Annotated in this window: 13 protein-coding genes; 4 read left to right on the top strand and 9 right to left on the bottom strand. The window is 74.9% G+C overall.

What is annotated here, in order from left to right; translation table 11 throughout:
- Positions 1-27: 27 nt before the first annotated feature.
- The 5 genes from ACFTWP_RS01025 to ACFTWP_RS01005 form a co-directional block, all read right to left on the bottom strand.
- The gene (locus ACFTWP_RS01025; RefSeq protein WP_380261600.1) at positions 28-1,518 is read right to left on the bottom strand and encodes an MATE family efflux transporter; all 1,491 of its coding nucleotides are present in this window, start codon (positions 1,516-1,518) and stop codon (positions 28-30) included.
- Between the two features lie 23 nt (positions 1,519-1,541).
- Complete coding sequence (locus ACFTWP_RS01020) at positions 1,542-2,570, bottom strand: cysteine synthase family protein (RefSeq protein ID WP_380261241.1); 1,029 nt, start codon at positions 2,568-2,570, stop codon at positions 1,542-1,544.
- A 66-nt stretch (positions 2,571-2,636) separates the two neighbouring features.
- Positions 2,637-3,998 (bottom strand): Y4yA family PLP-dependent enzyme, encoded by a 1,362-nt coding sequence (locus ACFTWP_RS01015; protein ID WP_380261239.1) that lies wholly within the window; start codon positions 3,996-3,998, stop codon positions 2,637-2,639.
- Positions 3,989-4,996: an ornithine cyclodeaminase family protein gene (locus ACFTWP_RS01010; protein ID WP_380261237.1), complete on the bottom strand. Its 1,008-nt coding sequence runs from the start codon at positions 4,994-4,996 to the stop codon at positions 3,989-3,991. The genes ACFTWP_RS01015 and ACFTWP_RS01010 overlap by 10 nt, the downstream gene beginning before the upstream one ends.
- An 88-nt stretch (positions 4,997-5,084) precedes the next feature.
- Positions 5,085-6,077, bottom strand: coding sequence for a TauD/TfdA family dioxygenase (locus ACFTWP_RS01005; protein ID WP_380261235.1), 993 nt, complete (start codon positions 6,075-6,077; stop codon positions 5,085-5,087).
- 371 nt (positions 6,078-6,448) lie between these two features.
- On the opposite strand from ACFTWP_RS01005, the gene ACFTWP_RS01000 reads away from it, so the two are divergent.
- Genes ACFTWP_RS01000 through ACFTWP_RS00985 form a run of 4 tightly spaced genes read left to right on the top strand, consistent with a single transcriptional unit; the run spans position 6,449 to position 11,458 of the window.
- Positions 6,449-8,008 (top strand): ABC transporter substrate-binding protein, encoded by a 1,560-nt coding sequence (locus ACFTWP_RS01000; protein ID WP_380261233.1) that lies wholly within the window; start codon positions 6,449-6,451, stop codon positions 8,006-8,008.
- Positions 7,993-9,009, top strand: coding sequence for an ABC transporter permease (locus tag ACFTWP_RS00995; RefSeq protein WP_380261598.1), 1,017 nt, complete (start codon positions 7,993-7,995; stop codon positions 9,007-9,009). Before ACFTWP_RS01000 ends, ACFTWP_RS00995 begins: the two co-directional genes overlap by 16 nt.
- The gene (locus tag ACFTWP_RS00990; RefSeq protein WP_380261231.1) at positions 9,006-9,887 is read left to right on the top strand and encodes an ABC transporter permease subunit; all 882 of its coding nucleotides are present in this window, start codon (positions 9,006-9,008) and stop codon (positions 9,885-9,887) included. The genes ACFTWP_RS00995 and ACFTWP_RS00990 overlap by 4 nt, the downstream gene beginning before the upstream one ends.
- The gene (locus ACFTWP_RS00985) at positions 9,884-11,458 is read left to right on the top strand and encodes an ABC transporter ATP-binding protein (protein WP_380261229.1); all 1,575 of its coding nucleotides are present in this window, start codon (positions 9,884-9,886) and stop codon (positions 11,456-11,458) included. Before ACFTWP_RS00990 ends, ACFTWP_RS00985 begins: the two co-directional genes overlap by 4 nt.
- Here ACFTWP_RS00985 and ACFTWP_RS00980 read toward each other — a convergent pair.
- The 4 genes from ACFTWP_RS00980 to ACFTWP_RS00965 form a co-directional block, all read right to left on the bottom strand.
- The gene (locus tag ACFTWP_RS00980; RefSeq protein ID WP_380261227.1) at positions 11,455-13,182 is read right to left on the bottom strand and encodes an ABC transporter ATP-binding protein; all 1,728 of its coding nucleotides are present in this window, start codon (positions 13,180-13,182) and stop codon (positions 11,455-11,457) included. The genes ACFTWP_RS00985 and ACFTWP_RS00980 overlap by 4 nt on opposite strands.
- Positions 13,179-14,960: an ABC transporter transmembrane domain-containing protein gene (locus ACFTWP_RS00975; RefSeq protein ID WP_380261225.1), complete on the bottom strand. Its 1,782-nt coding sequence runs from the start codon at positions 14,958-14,960 to the stop codon at positions 13,179-13,181. Before ACFTWP_RS00975 ends, ACFTWP_RS00980 begins: the two co-directional genes overlap by 4 nt.
- A gap of 91 nt (positions 14,961-15,051) precedes the next feature.
- Complete coding sequence (locus ACFTWP_RS00970; protein ID WP_380261223.1) at positions 15,052-15,999, bottom strand: M56 family metallopeptidase; 948 nt, start codon at positions 15,997-15,999, stop codon at positions 15,052-15,054.
- A 158-nt stretch (positions 16,000-16,157) separates the two neighbouring features.
- Positions 16,158-17,810 (bottom strand): hemopexin repeat-containing protein, encoded by a 1,653-nt coding sequence (locus ACFTWP_RS00965; protein ID WP_380261221.1) that lies wholly within the window; start codon positions 17,808-17,810, stop codon positions 16,158-16,160.
- Between the last annotated feature and the right edge of the window lie 5 nt (positions 17,811-17,815).

Genomic DNA, 17,815 nt, shown 5'->3' with positions numbered 1-17,815 from the left:
GCTCAGGACCGGGCCGGCCCGCGTCGCTCAGGTCACGGGCAGCGCCGCCGGGACGCCACCGGCGGCGCGGGCCCGGACGCCGAGCGCCCGGCCGTAGCGGCGCAGCAGGAGTACGGCGGTGGTGGCGAGGCCGATCAGCAGACCGAGCCAGAGGCCGCGGGTCCCACCGCCCAGCGGGTAGGCGAGCAGCCACGACGCGGGCAGGCCGACGAGCCAGTAGCCGACGAGTGTGATCCGCAGTCCGCTGCGGGTGTCGTCGAGGCCGCGCAGGAGACCGACACCGATGTTCTGGGCGCAGTCGAAGAACTGCAGGACGGCGGCCACGGCGAGGAGGCCGGTGGCGATCTGCAGGCCCTGCTGCTCGCCGGCCGATCCGGGGTCGAAGTAGGGCCGCAGGACGAGGTCGGGCAGGGCGAGGTAGACGGCGCCGACGACGGCCGTGACGACCGCGCCGGAGGCGAGTGCGGTGTTCCTCATGCGGCGTGCGGCGTCGAACTCGCCGCGGGCGACTTCGCGGCTGACGTTGATGGAGGCCGCGTGGGACAGACCGACGGCGACCTGGAAGACGAGGTAGACGAGCTGGTTGACGGCGGTGTGCGCGGCGAGCGCGGCTGCGCCGAAGCTGCCGGCCAGCAGGGCGGTGACGGAGAAGAACCCGGCCTCGGAGCCGTAGGTGGCCGCGATGGGGGTGCCGAGGGCGAGCAGGCGGCGCACCGTCCGGGCGTCGGCCCGCCAGAAGTCCAGGCTGAGCTGCGGGGCGAGCTTGGGGTCGCGGCGGGCGCTGGCGTACAGGGCGAGGAAGGACAGCAGGTGGACGCTGCTGGTGGCGACGCCGATCCCGGTGAGTCCGAGCGCGGGCAGCCCCCAGCTGCCGTGGATGAGGACCCAGTTGAGGCCGGCGTTGACGGCGACGGAGGCGATGGTGATCCGCAGGAGGGCCTGCGGGCGGCGCATGCCGACGGTGAACTGGCGGATCGCCTGGAACCAGAGACAGGGCAGCAGGCCGGGGGCGAGGGCGGCGAGCATCCCCTGGGCCCGGTGGGCGACGGCGGCGTCCTGGCCGAGGAGGGTCGCCGCCTGGCCGATCAGGATCATCAGGGCCGCGCCGGCCGTTCCGGCGATGGTGGCGACGGCCATGGCGGCCCGCAGCAGGTCGCGGACCTCCGCGTCGGACTTCGCCGTCGTACCGGCCGGCGGCTCGGTCCCTGCCCCAGCCCCGGCCCCGGCTCCGGCCCCTGCCCCTGCCTCGGCCCCGGGTTCGGCGGCGAGCTCGGCGCGGGCGGCGGCTGCGGCCACCTGGTTGCCGACGGAGGTGACCAGGCCGACACCCATGGTGCGGAGCTGGTTGAAGATCACCAGGGCGAGGCCGCCGGCCGCGAGGGCCTCGGTGCCCAGGACTCCCATCATGACGGTGTCGGTGGTGGTCAGGGCGACCTGGGCGAGCTGGGTGAGGGCGAGGGGGACGGCGAGCACGGCGAGGGCGCGGCCGTCGCGGGCCAGGGCGGTCAGCTGCTGCATGGTGGGAGTCACGTTCCTGAAGGTCAGGGCCTGCGGAGCTTGGTGAGGGTCTCGTCGACGTCGGCCTCGACGGCCTCGTCGATCAGGTTGCGGGCGGTCATCCAGTCGTCGTCGAAGACGGTGTCCAGGTACTTCTCGCCCCCGTCGTTGACGAAGGCGACCATAACGGCGTTCGGTGGCAGGCTCCGGAGGCGGGTGAGGGCCTCGTGGACGACGCCGCCGGCGGAGCCGCCGATGAGCAGCCCGGTGCGGCGCGCGACGACCCGGGCGGTGGCGAAGGCCTCGACGTCACCGACCTTCACGCCCTGGTCGATCAGGTCGAAGTCGACCAGCAGGCCGAGCGTGGCGCCCTCCGGGGTGCCGGTGCCGGACTGGTAGTAGTCGTGGGCGGGCGGTCCGAAGGCGATGGAGCCCTTGGGCTCGACGCCGATGACGGTGACCTCGGGGACGTGCCTCCTGAGCTCCAGGGCGGTTCCGCAGAGGCCGCCGCCGGTGCCGACCGCTCCGATGAACACGTCGACGCGGTTGTCGAGCGCCTGGGCGATCTCGCGGCCGACGGCGTGGTAACCCACCGCGTTGCTGGGGTTGTTGTGCTGCTCGGTGAAGAAGGTGTTGTCCTTCCCTCGGGCCAGCTCCTCGGCGAGTTCCTCGCGGGCGGCGGTGTTCAGTTCCTCGCCGCCGTCCTCGGCCACGTGGACGAGTTCGGTGCCCATCGCCCGCATGCCGCGCAGCTTGTCGACGGCGGCGTGGTTGTCGACGACGGCGGTGAAGCGGTAGCCGCGTTCGGCGGCGACCACGGCGAGGCCCAGGCCCGTGTTGCCGGAGGTGGACTCGATGATGTGGCCGCCGGGGCGCAGTACGCCGCGGTCCTCGGCGTCGGTGATCATCTGCCGGGCCATGCGGATCTTGGCGCTGCCGGTGGGGTTGTACATTTCGAGCTTGAGCAGGAGGCGGGCCCCGTTGTCGGCGCGGGCGAGTTCGAACAGCGGGGTGTAGCCGATGAGGTCGGAGATCCGGGTGACCACCGGCGGGCGGGAGAGTGCGTCGGTCATGGTGGGGGCTTTCCCTCGCGGTCGGGGGGCGGAAGGGTGTCGGGGCCTGTCCGGCGGATCGGCGTGCTACCGGGTCGGGCGGCGGTCGAACCGCCAGCGCAACCGGCCGTCGGAGTGCTGGACCACGACCTTGGGCGGCAGCGGGAGGTCGTGGAAGGGGGACTCGTTGGAGTCCATCTGGTAGCCGGCGGTGTTGGGGTAGACGATCAGGTCCCCCACGCGGGGCCGGCGGGGGAAGGCGATCTTGCGCCAGCTGAGCAGGTCGGAGTCCAGGCAGCTCGCCCCGCCCACGCAGGCCCGGTACGCCGGGTCGTCCGCGTCCGGTTCGCCGGTGCCGGTGCGGCCCTCGGTGAGGAGCACCGGGTCGGGCAGGTACTCGCTGTTGAACCACTGCTCGGACAGGCTCAGGCTGGTGCCGTCGACGGTGACGATGCCGTACCCCGCGCGGTCCTTGACGCCCTGGACCCGGAACACCGAGGATCCGGCGCCGTCGAGGAGCGCGCGCCCCGGCTCCAGGAGCAGCAGGACGCCGGCTTCGCGCAGTCGGGCGGCGAGCGTCGCGCCGCGCCCGTGCGGGCGGGCGGTGAGGACGGCCCGGAGGGCGTCGGCCCCGGCCACCGGGGAGTGGTAGGGGTAGAAGTCGGCCGTGGCGAAGGACTTTCGGGCGTGGTAGTCGTCCGGGCCCTGTGCGGTGAGGAAGGCCTGCCAGTGGGTGGCTGCGGTGTAGTCGACGGCGAGGCCGCCGCCGATGCTGATCCGGTCGGCCTGGAGTCCCAGCATCCTCGCCTTGAGGCAGAGTTCGACGAGTTCGCCGGCCAGGTCGGTGCGCGGCTGCACCGCGTAGCCGGAGAGGTGGAAGCTGAGGCCCTCCATCCGGACCAGGTCGCCGGCCGCCGCGCAGCGCAGCAGCGCCGCGTCCAACTGGCCGTCGTCCAGCCCGAATCGGCTTTCGGGTTGGGACGGCGGGCGGCGGCGCAGCAGGATCCGGGGTGGCCGGGGCGTCTCCAGGCACAGGACGCGCTCCAGCTCGTCCGGGGAGTCGACGGCGATCAGCGCCCCCTGGAGGGCCGCGACGCGCAGCAGTTGGTCCGCCTTGGCCGGTCCGGTGACGACGAGGTCCTCGCCCCGGACGCCGTGGCCGAGCGCCTCGCGCAGTTCGCCGTGGCTGGCGACGTCCACTCCGGTGCCGGTGTCGGCGCAGCGTTCGGTGAAGGCGGCGGCCTTGTTGGCCTTCTTCGCGAAGTACACCCTGCTCTCGACCCCGGCGCCGTCGAGGACGGCGCGCAGGGCGGCCCGGTTGGCGTCGAACCGGTCGGGCCGCAGGAAGTGGAAGGGGCCGCCGACGGCGTGGGACAACTCCTGGAGGAGTCCGCTGCGGAGGATCTCGTCGTGGTCGGCGTCGGGGTGGGCCGGCAGGGTCAGCGCCACAGTGCGACCTCGGTGCCCAGGCCCTGTTCGGCGGCGAGTTGGGCGAAGCGGTGGCCGAGGGCGATGTCGGTGATCACGAGTCCGCTGTTGTAGGCGAAGATGCGCTGGCCGGGGGCGGTGCGGGCGCGGGCGGCCCCGGAGAGGACGGCGGGCAGCTCCTGGTCGACGGCGGGCAGCTTGCCGTCCGCGTCGGCCATGTCGGTGCCGGTGACCTGCATCTGCGCCTCGCTGGTGGCGATCACGCGGTCGGCCCGGTGCAGGGTGGAGGGTGCGAGGCCGTGGCCGACCAGGATGGTGACGGCCGCGGGCCTGAGCCAGTCGGCCTCGACGGCGGCGGGTGTGTGGCCGCCGGCGGTGGCGACGACGACGTCCGCCTCACCCGCGGCCCGGCGCAGGTCGGTGACCACCTCCGGCTCGCGGTCGGGGAAGTGCCGGGCGAGTTCCGCACGGACGGCGGCCAACCCCTCGGGGTGGGTGCCCGAGAGCATCAGGCGGTCCAGCTGCGGGAGGGTGGTGAGCAGGAACGGCAGGGCGAGCCGGCCCTGGGTGCCGGTGCCGATGACCAGCGCGGTGCGGGCGTCCGGCGCGGCGCACTCGCGGGCCAGCAGGGCGGAGACGGCGGGCGTGCGGAGGGAGCCGATCCGGCCGCAGTCCATCATCGCCACCGGCAGGCCGGTGACGTCGTCGTAGATGCTGAGCGTCGTGTAGTAGTGCTGGCGTTCGCGGCTCTCGTGCAGGCCGTGCTTGTACGAGGTCTTGATGGCGACGACGTCGCGCACGCCGTCGCGGCCGAGCATCGCGTACGCGACGGAGTGCCCGTCGGCGGGCTTGACGGTGAGTTTGCGCGGGTTGTCCGAGTGGCCGGCGGCGAGGGTGCGGTAGGCCTGTTCGACGGTGTCGACGACGTCGGTGAGCGTGATGTCGATGCCGGCGAGGTCGCTGGTGCTCAGGACGCGCAGGGTGCCGTCGTGGGGCGTCACGGTGTCCCGGGTGGTCATCGGGGTGTCCCTTCAGCGGGCGGGTGCGTGGGTGAGCGGGTGGGTGAGCGGGTGCGGGTGCGGGTGCGGCGAGTCGGGCCGGTCCGGTTCAGCCGGCCCAGGCTTCGAGGGCGGCCTGGCCGTAGCCGTGTTCGACGGCCTCGGCCTCCGGGCGGGTGCGGCGGCCGGGCACCCGGACGGAGGCGCGCTTGAGCCAGCGGTCGGTGCCGTCGTAGCGGGCGGTGAAGGGGACCCGGCCGTGGACGACCAGGTCGTTGTCGACCACCAGGACGTCGCCCGGCTGAAGGCTCACCGCGACCGAGACGCGGGCGAGTTGGTCCTGCAGGCGGTCGTAGGCGGCGCGCCAGGAGTCGGTGGCCCGGTCGATCGGGGTGTAGGCGGGGTCGAAGCGCAGGGTGAGGCCGCCCTCGCCGGCGAACAGGGTCGGCACCGGCGCCGGCCGGCCGCCGAACCGCTGGGCCTCCTCGTAGGCGTCGTCGGGCAGGATCGGGGCGACGGGGCGGGTGAGTTCGGCGACGTCCTCCTCGGACAGCCCGGTGCGGCGGATGCTGGCCGCGGTGGTGGCGATGCGGTCGTGGTTGCGCATGCAGCACAGCAGGAGCAGGTGGGCCCGGCCCGGGTGGAAGGCGTCCTCGGTGTGCGGGGTGAGCAGCACGCTGCTGGAGGCCCCGGTCTGGATCGTCTCGTGGCCGGGGGAGGGGACGATGTTGTGCACGAAGCGCCCGTCCTGCTGGCCGTCCCAGGCGATCGGAGTGCCCATCAGCGCGGAGACGAGCAGCAGGACGACGTCCCAGTGGGCGCCGGCCCGGCCGACGCTGGACCAGTGGTCGGGCGTGGGGCCGAGTTCGGCGTCGTCGACGTGCAGGCCGCGCAGCACGAACAGGCCGTCGGCGGTGTCCACCGGGCGCAGCGCGTGGTGGAGCGCGGGGCCGAGCCGGGCGCGGGCGGCGGGGAGGCCGGCGAGCAGTGCGGGGTGGGTGGCGGAGCCGTGGGCGTCGAGGAGTTCGGCCGCGACGGCGGTGAGCTCGGCGATGTGGTCGGCGTCGAGCTGCCGTACCGGGGCGGGGGCGGCGGTGGGCACGGAGGCACCTTCCGTTGGGTGGGCAGGGGGGAGTGCGGGCGCACGGCTGTGGCGCGGCCCGGCAGGGAGGTGGGAGCGACGTGGGAGGCGTCGGGTCCGGCGCGGCTCGGCAGCCGGACACCGAGGAACGTAACAACGTCTGGAAGGTAAGGCAAGCCTTACCAATCTGATTGTCTACTTTTGTGTCGTCATTCGAGAGTCGGCGCACGACCGATGCCCGGAATGACAACGCGCTTGCAGCGCAAGGCGCCTGACGCCCTGTCGGGAGAGTCGGTTGTCGGCCGAGTTGCTCCGCGCGGGGTTGCGGAGATCCGCAAACTTAGGATAGGTAACCCTAAGCAACTTCTGCTCGACCTGAAACGAGGAACGACGTGGGCGTCACCAGACGACAGCTGCTGTGGGCCGGTGCCGGGATCGGGGCGGCCGGTGCGCTCGCGGCCTGCAGCGGCGGCAACGGCGCCTCCAAGGACGCCGCGGCGTCCGGCGCGTCCTCCGAACAGCCCCGCAGCGGCGGCACGTTGAAGGTCGGCGCGCTCGGCAAGGCGTCCTCCGTCACCCGCGACCCGCACGGCTCCCAGGCCAACGAGAGCGACTACCTGATCCTCAGCCTGATCTACGACACCCTGGCGGTGCCCGGCGAGAAGACCAACACGGCCCCGCGACTCGCCGCGAGCTGGAAGCCCTCGGAGGACCTCAAGACCTGGCGGTTCACCGTCGCCGACGGCGCGAAGTTCCACGACGGCACCCCGGTCACCGCCGACGACGTGGTCTTCTCGCTCAAGCGCCTGCGAGCCACCCCCGCGGGCGCCTCCCGACTGCCCGGCATCCAGCCCGAGGGCATCAGCGCCGCGGACCCGAGGACGGTCGTCCTGGTCTCCGACTACGCCAACGCCGACCTGCCGCTGCTCACCCGCCTGACCACCTTCGTGGTCAAGAAGGACACCAAGGACGACGCGATCGCCGGCGCACCCGGCACCGGCCCCTTCAAGCTCGACTGGTTCCGGGACGGCAACGCCCGCCTGGTGCGCAACGACGACTGGTACGGCGGCCGGGTGCTGTTGGACGCCGTCGAGGTCAGCATCTTCGAGAGCCCGCAGGCGATGGCCAACGCCCTGCTCGCCGGCCAGATCGACGTCGCCTCCAACGTCGGCGCGGTCGCCGCCCGCACCGCCGAGAGCCGCAAGGACGTCCAGATCCTGCGCCGCCCCCAGGACATGGCGATGCCGATCGTCATGCGCACCGCCGACGGCCCGTTCGCCGACCCGAAGGTCCGCGAGGCACTGCGGCTGGCGGTGGACCGCGACGCGATGGTCAAGCAGGTCCTGTCCGGCTACGGCACGATCGGCAACGACGTCCTCGGCACCGGCGACCCGGCGTTCGCCAAGGACCTCCCGCAGCGAAAGCGCGACCTGGACAAGGCCAGGCAACTGCTGGCCGAGGCCGGATTCGACACCGCCAGGACCTACGACCTGCTCACCACCGAGGACATCTCCGGCCTCGCGGAGTCCGCGACGCTCTTCGCCACCCAGGTCCGCGAAGCCGGCGTGAAGATCAACGTGGTGAAGCAGGACCCGAAGATCTTCTGGGACGCCACCTGGCTCAAGGCGCCGCTCTACACCACCTACTGGGGCACCAACGACTCCGTGATCTTCTTCGCCTCCAAGACCATGGTCTCGGAGGCCGGCCAGAACGAGGCCGGCTGGAAGGAGCCCGCCTTCGACGAGGCGTACCGCAAGGCGCTCGGCACCGCGGACGCCGCCGAACGCGCCAAGGCGCTGCACCAGCTCCAGGAGATCGAGTACGCGAAGTCCGGCTACCTCCTGTGGGGCATGGCCGACGGCATCGACCTCGCCGGCGCGCCCGTGCGCAACCTGCCGGGGCTGCCCGGCTACGGCCGCGTCCAGCTCGAGAAGACCTGGCTGGCCCGTTGATCCCGGCACCCGCCGCCGGGGGTGCGACCGCACCGAAGGCCCGGTCCGGCCCGGCCCGCATCCTCCCCGGTGCGGGCCGGGCCGGCCGGCTGGTCGCCCGCCGCCTCGGCCTGCTCGTCCTGCTGCTCGCCGCGGTCTTCGCGGCCGTCGAGGTGCTGCCGGGCGACGCCGCCGCCTCCACCTCCGAACGCGGCGAGAGCGCCGCCGACATGGCCGCCCGGCGCGCCGCACTCGGGCTCGACCGCCCGGTCGCCGAACGGTTCCTGGACTGGATGACCGGCCTGCCCACCGGTGACCTCGGCACCACCGCCCACGGACAGCCCGTCACCACCGTGCTGGCCGGCCCCTTCCCCAACACCCTGCTGCTCGGCACCCTGGCCCTCGCGCTGGCCGTCGCCGGTGCCCTCGCCCTCGGCGGCTGGGCCACCCTGCGGCCCGGCGGCCGGGTCGACCGGACGATCGCCGCCGCCTCCACCGCGGCGTTCGCCCTCCCCGAGTTCGTGGTCTCCGTCGCCCTGCTGCTGGTCCTCTCCCAGTGGACGGGCTGGCTCCCCGCCGTCACCCTCACCGGCCCCGACGGGGCGCCCGCCTCCTGGGACATGCTCGTCCTGCCGCTGCTCTCGCTGGCGATCCCCCAGATCGGCTGGAACACCCGGATCGTCCGCGGCGCCCTCGCCGACCAGGCCGCCCTCCCGCACGTCCAGGCCGCGATCCTCGACGGCCTGCCCCGCCGCCGGATCCTCACCCACCACATGCTGCCGGGTGCCCTGCCCGCCGTCGCGGTCTCCACCGCCACCTCCGCCGGGATGCTGCTCGGCGGAGCCGTCGTCGTCGAGACGCTCTTCAACTACCCCGGCATCGGCGCCGTGCTCGCCGGCGCCATCGCCGACCGCGACACCCCGCTGGTCGCCGGCGTCGTCGCGGCCACCGGCGCGGCCATCAGCACCCTCCTCCTGCTGGCCGACCTGATACGCGACCGCACCCTGGGAGCGCCCCGATGACCCCGCCCTCCCCGCCGGCCCCGCCCTCCCCGACCCCGGCCGCGCGTCGACACCCGGCCCAGCGCAGGCAACCGACCCGTGTCCGGGTGCCGGCCCGGGCACTGCCCGCGCTGCTGCTCGTCGCCCTCGCGCTGGCCGGCCCGCTGCTCGCGCCGCACCCCGTCGACCGGCCCGTCACCGCCCCGTACGGCCCGGCGGACGGCAGCGCCGCCCTCGGCGGGGACCAGCTCGGGCGCGACGTCCTCAGCCGACTGCTGACCGGCGGCGCCCCACTGATCGCCACCGCCCTGGCCGTCGCCGTCCTGGTCACCACCGCGGCCGGCGCGATCGGCATCCTCGCGGCCCTGCGCCCCCGCCTGGGCCGCTGGGTCGAACGCACCGCGGACCTCGCCATCCTGCTGCCGGCGGTACTCGGGATCATGCTCGTCGCCCTCGCCTGGCCGTCCGGCGGGCGCCTGGCCGTCGGCGCCGCCGCCACCGTCCTCGGTATCCCCTACGCCGTACGGGTCGTCGCAGCCGCCGCCGCACCGGTCGCCGCCACCGGATACGTCGAGACCGCCGCGGCGGGCGGCGAGCGCCTCTGGTACCTGATGGCCCGTGAAGTGCTGCCCAACCTCCGCGCCACCCTGCTCGCCCTGTTCGGCCTGCGCTTCGTCGAGGGCGTCTACGTCGTCTCCATCGCCGCCTTCCTCCAACTCGGGCCACAACCACCCGAGGCCGACTGGGCCCTGATGATCCGCGAGAACGCCCCCGGCATCGTGCTCAACCCCTGGGCGGTGGCCGCGCCGTGCCTGGCCATCGGCCTGCTCGCCATCAGCGTCAACCTCGCAGCCGAAGCCCTCGCCCCCGCCAGGCCCACCCCGGAGACCCCCCTGTGAGCCACCCCGCCCCGGCCGCCCGGGTCACCCGGCTGTCCATCGCCCTCACCGACGGCACCCCGCTGCTCGACGGCGCCACCCTCACCCTGGAGCCCGGCCGCGTCCACGCCGTCACCGGCCCGTCCGGAGCCGGCAAGACCACGCTGCTGCGCGCACTCGCCGGCGCCCTCCCGCCCGGCGCCGCCGTCACCGCCGGAACGGTCACCGTCCTCGGGCACGACGTCCTCGCCCTGGCGCCCGAGCCGCTGCGGCGCCTGCGCCGCGAGCGCCTCGCCCACCTCGGCCAGGACCCGGGCTCCGGCCTCAACCCCCGGATGCGGGTGGACCGCCTCATCACCGAGACGGCGGCGGACCCGTCCCGCGCCGCCCTGCTCGGCCTGCTCGCGATGGTCCGGCTCCCCACCGACCAGCAGCTCGAACGCCGCCGCCCGGCGGCGCTGTCCGGCGGTCAGCAACGTCGGGTCGCCCTGGCCCGCGCGCTCGCCCGCCGCCCCGACATCCTCCTGCTGGACGAGCCGACCGCCGGGCTCGACGCGGCCCTGCGCGACGAGATCGCCGACCTGCTGCGCGAACTCGCCCACCGGCACGGCCTCGCCGTCGCGCTCTCCAGCCACGACCCCGACTTCGTCACCCGCTGCGCCGACGACGTCCTGGCCCTGCGGCCGCCCGCCGCCCCGGCCCCCGACCGGGGTGCACCCGCGGTCCGCCCCGCAGCCGCAGCCCTACCAGCAGCTGTACCCGTACCAGCAGCCGTACCCGTACCGGTGGACGCACCCGCGCCGCCCGCCGAGCCCCGTCCGGCCGAGGCCGTCCTGACGGTGCGGTCCCTGGACGCCCACGTCGGAGCCGGCCGCACCCGCCGCCAGGTGCTCGCCGGCGTCGACCTCGACCTGCGCCCCGGCACCCTGACCGCGGTCGTCGGCCCCTCCGGCTGCGGAAAGACCACCCTGGTCCGCACCCTCGCCGGGCTGCACCCGGCCGGAGCGGGGACCCTCACCCTCGACGGCCGGCTCCTCACCGGCGGCCACCGGCGGCGTGACCGCGACCAACTGCGTCGCGTCCAGCTCGTCCCGCAGAACCCCCTGGGCGCCCTCAACCCCGCCCGGACCGTCGGCGCCACCCTCGCCCGCCCCCTCAAGCTCCACCACGCCCTGCCCGCCGACCGGCGCGCCGCCCGGGTCGCGGAACTCCTCACCGCCGTGGGCCTGCCGGTGGACTTCGCCGCCCGGTACCCGCACCAGCTGTCCGGCGGGCAGCGCCAGCGCGTCTCCATCGCCCGCGCCCTGGCCGCCGAACCCGGCGTCCTGCTCTGCGACGAGGTCACCTCCGCCCTCGACGGCGACACCGCCGCCGGCATCATGGCGCTGCTGGGTCGGCTGCGCGGCAGCCGGGGTCTGGCCGTCGTCCTCGTCAGCCACGACCTCCCGCTGGTGGCGGCCCACGCCGACCACGTCCTCACCCTCGGTGGTCCGGGTGCGTCCGCCCCGGCCGACCACCGCCGGGTCGCGGCCCGAGCGGGTCGGGGCGCGTCCGACGGTTCCGGCCGGGCCGAACGGTCGGACGCGCCCTAGTGGTTCCACGACCGCCAGAGGGCGGCGTAGGGGCCGTCGTTGGCGACCAGCTCCGCGTGCGGGCCGACCTCGGTGAGGCGGCCGTCCTCCATCACGGCGACGCGGTCGGCGTCGTGGGCGGTGTGCAGGCGGTGGGCGATCGCGATGACGGTGCGGCCCTCCAGGACGGCGGCCAGGGCGCGTTCGGTGTGACGGGCGGCCGTCGGGTCGAGCAGCGCGGTGGCCTCGTCCAGGACCACCGTGTGCGGGTCGGCCAGGACCACCCGGGCCAGGGCGAGTTGCTGGGCCCGGGCGCCGTCCAGCCGGTGACCCCCGGCGCCCAGCTCGGTGTCCAGGCCGTTCGGCAGCTCGTGCGACCAGCCGACGGCGGCCAGGGCGGCGAGCAGTTCGGTGTCCCCGGCGTCCGGCGCGGCGATCCGCAGGTTGTCGCGCAGGGTGCCGAGGAAGACGTGGTGCTCCTGGGTGACCAGGACGACCTGACGCCGCAGCCGGTCCGGGTCGAGGCCGCCGATCGGGACGTCGCCGACGGTCACCGTGCCGGTGCGCGGCTCGTCCATGCCGGCCAGCAGCCGGCTGAGCGTGGTCTTGCCCGAGCCGGACGGGCCGACCACGGCCAGCCGCTCGCCCGGACGGATCGTCAGGTCGACCCCGTGCAGCACGTCGCCGAGGCCGTCGTAGGCGTAGCGGACGTCGGCGACCTCGATCCGGTCGTCGACCGGCTCGGCCGAGCGGGCCGGCAAGGTCCGCGGGGCGTCGGCCAGCCCTTCGACCCGGGCGAAGGCGGCGCCGCTGCTCTGCAGCTGGTCGATCCAGACCACGATGATGTCGAGCGGCGGCTCCAGCTGGCGGACGAAGAGCGCGGCGGCGACCGCGGAGCCGAGGCTGACCATGCCGTGCGCGTGCAGCAGCCCGCCGGTCAGCAGGACCACCACCACCGGAACGGTGTAGGAGGCGCTGACGATCGGGAAGAAGACGTTGCGCAGGAAGAGGGTCCGCTCGCGGGTGCGGCGGCACTCCTCGACGGCGGCCTCGCCGGTCGCGATCCGGCGCTCCTGGAGGCCGAGCGCCTCGACCGTCCGGGCGCCGGCGGCGGTGGCGGCGAGGATCTCGGCCAGCGCGGAGTTGGCGGCGCCCTCGTCGAGGTAGCCGGAGCGGGCCCGGCGCAGGTACCAGCGGGCGCCGGACCAGATCCCGGCCATGCCGACCGTCGCGCAGGCACCGAGCAGCGGCTGGACGGCGATGATCGCGCCGATGACGAAGACGACCTGCACCAGGGAGACGAAGACGTCCGGGGCGGCGTCCCGCATCGCGGTGCCGACGGCGGCGACGTCGGTGGTGCCGCGCGTGGTCAGGTCGCCGGTGCCCGCCCGTTCGACGGTCGCCGGGGGCAGGGCCAGGGCGCGGTCGGCGAACTGCTCGCGGACCCGCGCCGAGGTGCGCTCCCCGAACCGGTGGGCGACGTAGCGGGCCTGCCGGGAGAGCAGCAGCTGGGCGAGCGCGCCGGCCACGATGGCGAGCGCCAGCCGGTCGATGCTGCGGGCGCCCGCGCCGGCCGACACCTCGTCGATGATCCGGCCGAGCAGCCAGGGGCCGGCCAGCCCGGCGAGGGCGGCCAGCGCGTTGAGGGCGAGCAGGGCGGTGAAGCCGCGGACGTCCCGGCGGATCAGCGCCAGGGCGGCCCGGCGGACCGCCGCGGGGCCGGCGACGGGGAGGCGGGCGCTCATCGGACGGTCTCCTCGGCGCAGTCGGGGGCCGGCGGGGCGGATTCCCCGGCCCCGGCGCGGCGCGGGGTGGGCAGGGCGGTGTCCTCGGCCTCGGCGCGGGAGACCAGGGCGCGGTACCCGGGGTGGTCGCGGAGCAGGTCGCGGTGGCTGCCGGTGGCGGCGACCCGGCCGTCGACCAGGTACTGCACGGTGTCGGCCCGGTCCAGCAGGAGCGGCGAGACGCCGGTGACCAGGGTGGTCCGTCCGGCGCGGGCGCGGCGCAGGCCGGCGACCATCGCGGCCTCGGTGTGCGCGTCGACGGCGGAGGTCGGTTCGACGGCGAGCAGCGTCTCGGGGTCGGCGGCCAGCGCCCGGGCCAGCCGCAGGCGCTGGCGCTGGCCGCCGGACAGGTTGCGGCCGTCCGCCTCGATCGCGGAGTCCAGGCCGTCCGGCAGTCCGCGCAGGACGTCGAGGGCGGCGGCGACCTCCAGGGCGGCGAGCAGGGCCCGGTCGTCGGGCCGGTGGCGGCCGGCGAGGACCTCGCGCAGCGGGCCGGCGAAGAGGGCGGCCTCGTTGTCCGCGACCAGGATCCGGTCCCGGACGGCGGGCAGGGCGAGGGAGTCGAGCCGGACGCCGCCCCACTCGGCGGCGGTCGCGGCGAACCGGCCGAGCCGGTCGACCACGGCGGCGGCGTCCTGCGGCCGGGCGCAGGCCAGGGCGGTCAGCCGGCCGGGGAGCAGCTCGACCCCGGAGTCCGGGTCGCGCAGCACGCCGGGCGAGCCGGGTGCGTCCGCGCCGTCCGGGCGGGTGCCCGGGACGAGTGCCAGGAAGCGGACCACCCGGGCGGCGGCGACCAGGCCGCGGCTGATGTCCTGCCCGCTCTCGACCAGGAACTGGACGGGGAAGACCAGTACCGCGACGTACCCGTAGACCGCGACCAGCTGACCCACCGTGATGTCACCGGAGGCGGCGAGGCGGGCGGCCAGCCAGGTCACGGCCGCGAGGAACAGCGTGGGCAGGCCGACACCGAAGGACTGCAGCCAGCTGGTCACGGCGCCGACCCGGTAGCCGTCGGCGCGCAGCTCCTGCGAGTCGCGCCGGTAGCGCCCGGCGTAGGTCTCCTTGCCGCCCAGGCCGTTCAGCACCCGCAGCCCGCCCACCATGTCCTCGAACCGGGCGGCCAGTCGGCCCTGCCGTTCGCGGTAGCGGGTCTCCGCGCCGCGCAGCCGGCCGAGCAGCGGACCGACCGCCACCGCCATCAGCGGGACGCCGAGCAGCACGACGGCGGCGAGCAGCGGGGAGACGGACAGCAGCAGGACGGCGACCGTGCCGATCGCGATCAGCGAGCCGATGCCGGGGCCGACGAAGGTCAGGGTCCGGGCGATCTGGCCGACGTCGCCGATGCCGATGGTGACCACCTCGCCGGTGGTGACCAGCCGGGGCAGCGCCGCGCCGAGCCGGACGGACTGCCGGATCACCACCCGGACGGTGCGGAAGGTGGCGTCCATCCGCAGCCTGGTCATGGTCCGGTGGCGCAGCATGCTGATCCCGGAGTTCAGCAGGCCGGCCACCAGGATGGCGGCGGTCCAGCCGACCAGCGCGGGCGCGTGCCCGGCCCGGAGGCCGTCGTCGACGGCGCGGGACAACAGGTACGGCTGCAGGGTCAGCATCAGCATCCAGGCGATGCTCAGCACTGCCCCGCCGGCCACCCGCCGCTTCTGCCGGGCGGTCAGCCAGGTCAGGTAGCGGGCGGGGCTGCGGATGTCCGGTGTCCCCGGAGCGTCGTTCTGATCGTGCACCGTCGCACCCTACTGGCAGCGGCCCGGTGCGGGGCTCGGCGGGGAGGCCGGTCACGGCCGTTGCGGGGTGACCGGGGGCGGCACCGGCGTGTCAGCGGCCCCGGATCGCCCCGGCGGCGAACTCCACGTACTCGTGCAGCCCGTACGCCAGCCCCGCGGCCAGCAGGGCCGAGGCGACCACCGCCGTGACGAGCCCCGCGACGGCGGCCCGGGCCGGGCGGGCCCCCGGTCGCACCGGCAGCGGACCGAGCAGGGCCTCGACCCGCAGCGGGACCGGCCCCGTGCTCACCGACAGCAGCGGGTTGCGGTTCCCGCGCTCCCGCGGGCCCGGGGATCCGGCCAGCGCCGCGCGCGCGATCGCGGTCGCGGCGAGCCGCCGGTCGCCCACCGTGGCGGCCGCGGCCTCGTCCGCCCACCGCTCCAGCTGGAAGTCCAGGACGGGCAGCAGGCTGCGCAGGGCCGGATGGACGGCGGCGGCCAGGTAGGCGGTGACGGACAGTACGTGGTGGTGGCCCGCCAGGTGGGCCCGCTCGTGGGCGAGCAGCACCTCGCGCTCCGCCGGGCCGAGGGCCCGGAGCATGCCCTGCGTCACGACGACCCGCCCGCCGCGCCGGTGCTGTCCGGGCAGGGCGAAGGCGTCCGGGGCGGAGCCCGGCACCACCAGGAGGTCGCCCTCGGGCACCGCCCGCGCGGTGGCGGCCCAGGCGTCGCGGACCAGCCGGCGGTGTTCGAACCAGCGCCGTGCCACCCGCACCGACTGGAGCGCCAGCACGGCGCCGGCGACCGCGGCGACCGGGACGGCGGCGGGCCATTCGGCGAGCACCCGCGACACGGGCACCCGTTCGAGGCCGGCGAGGAACGGCACGTGGAACAGGCCGACCAGGGCCGCCACGGTGCCGCCCGCGAGCAGCACCGCCGCCCCGGTCACGGCCACGGCCGCCTCCCGCGGTGGAAGCGCCGATGCCAACCGGCGGGCCGCCGCCGCGGCGCCCCAGGGGAGCACCAGGGCCAGCAGGACCACGGCAAGGGGGACGGTCATGTGCGGTCCTCGGCTGTCTCGGATGCCGGGAGCGCACCCGGCCATCCGTAGGGTATGCCTCGTCGGCGCCGCGGCCCGCCCGCGGCCGTCCGGCAGGTGGGGCCCCGGACGGCCGGCGGGCCGGATCGTGGTGCCGGGCCCCGGGCCCCGGAAAGGCCCTAGGGAAGACCCGGCCAGTAGGGATTGACGGGCAGCGGGTAGCCGGGGTCGACGCGGTCGGCGGCGACGTCGTAGCGCATGTACTGCGAGCCGCGGAAGAAGTACGCCTTGCCGTTCGGCCAGACCACGCCGCCGGTGAGGTCGGCCGGCCAGAGTCCGGGCCAGTTCCCGGCGATCGGCAGCGGGTAGCCGGGGTCGACGCGGTCGGCGGCGATGTCGTAGCGCATGTACTGCGAGCCGCGGAAGAAGTACGCCTTGCCGTTCGGCCACACCACGGCGGCGTCGATGCCCTCGCCCCAGAGTCCTGGCCAGTTCCCGGCGATCGGCAGTGGGTAGCCGGGGTCGACGCGGTCGGCCGCGATGTCGTAGCGCATGTACTGCGAGCCGCGGAAGAAGTACGCCTTCCCGTTGTTCCAGACCACGCCCGCGTCGACCCGGTCGGGGAACAGCCCGGGCCAGTTCCCGGCGATGGCGAGCGGGTAGCCGGGGTCGACCTTGTCGGCGGCTATGTCGTAGCGGTAGTAGCGGCCCGCGGTGAAGAGGTAGGCCTTGCCGTTGTTCCACACCACCGGCGCCGTCACCAGCAGGTCGGACAGACCCTCCGCGAAGTACTCGTGGTTGTCGGCGTTGCGGATCGCGTCGGCCGGCTTGGTGCTCGCGAGGTTCCGCGCGTTGACCGGGCCGTAGACGACGTCGTCGGTGCTGGAGACCGCGTGGCTGAGCTCGTGGACGAGCGTGCCGAACTTCGAGTCGGTTCCGGTCGCCCCGGCGCTCCAGAAGCTGGAGCAGAGCCAGACCTTGCGGGTGCCCTTGTAGGTGTACGCGAACCAGCCGGGTTGGCATCCCGACCCGGTGAGGTCGTAGGTCAGCTGCTGGCCGGCGATGACCGCGCTGCTGTCGGCGTAGTGCTGGCGGACGGTGGCGTACCGCCCGGCGTCGAAGGCGCCGAACCACTCCGTGGACAGCGCGTTGGTTCCTCCGGCGGTCCAGTCCAGCTGGCGCATGGACGCCTCGGCGAAGGCGCCCGCGTTCTCGTGCGCGGTACGGACGTCCCCCTGCTGGGCCGGCGTTCCGCCGATCAGCACGGGATCGAGCGGTGCCAGCTTGGCCACCAGGGCTCTGACCGTCGTCGGGTCCAGCGGGGGGCCGAGTTCGCGGCGCAGGCTCTCCGCGATGGTGGCGCGGGCCGCGCCGTCGCCGACGACCTCGAAGGTGACGGTCAGCGGGTCGAGGTCGAAGCCCACGTGCTCGTCGCGGTTGCGGGCGCCCGGTGCGTCCCGGTCCAGGGTGATGACGTCCAGGATGCGCGAGTCGAGCGTGGCGGTGTACGTGCCGGGGTCGGTGATCGGGAAGGCCGTCGTCAGATCGACCGTCTCGACCGTGCTCTCACCGGCGCGGACGAGGACGTAGGCGGAGGGGTCCGGGTCGCCGCGCTTGACGAACCGGCCGTCGTAGGGGACGAGCAGCTCGCCCCTTCGGACCTTGAAGTACTGGAACACCTCCTGGGCCTCGTGCTGCTCCAGGGGGGTGTCCCAGACCAGGACCCGGAAGTCGTGGTCGCTGGTGTTGGTCAGTTCGAAGGTGACGGGGACCGGGTCGCCGAGTCGGTAGGTCGGCTCGGCTCGGAGTGCAATGCGGAAGTTGTCCTTCATGACGC

Origin of the sequence: Kitasatospora sp. NPDC057015, assembly GCF_042673745.1 — a bacterium.
GTDB lineage: Bacteria > Actinomycetota > Actinomycetes > Streptomycetales > Streptomycetaceae > Kitasatospora.
Note: the sequence above shows the minus strand (reverse complement) of the source record. Positions and strands in the feature narration are given on the sequence as shown.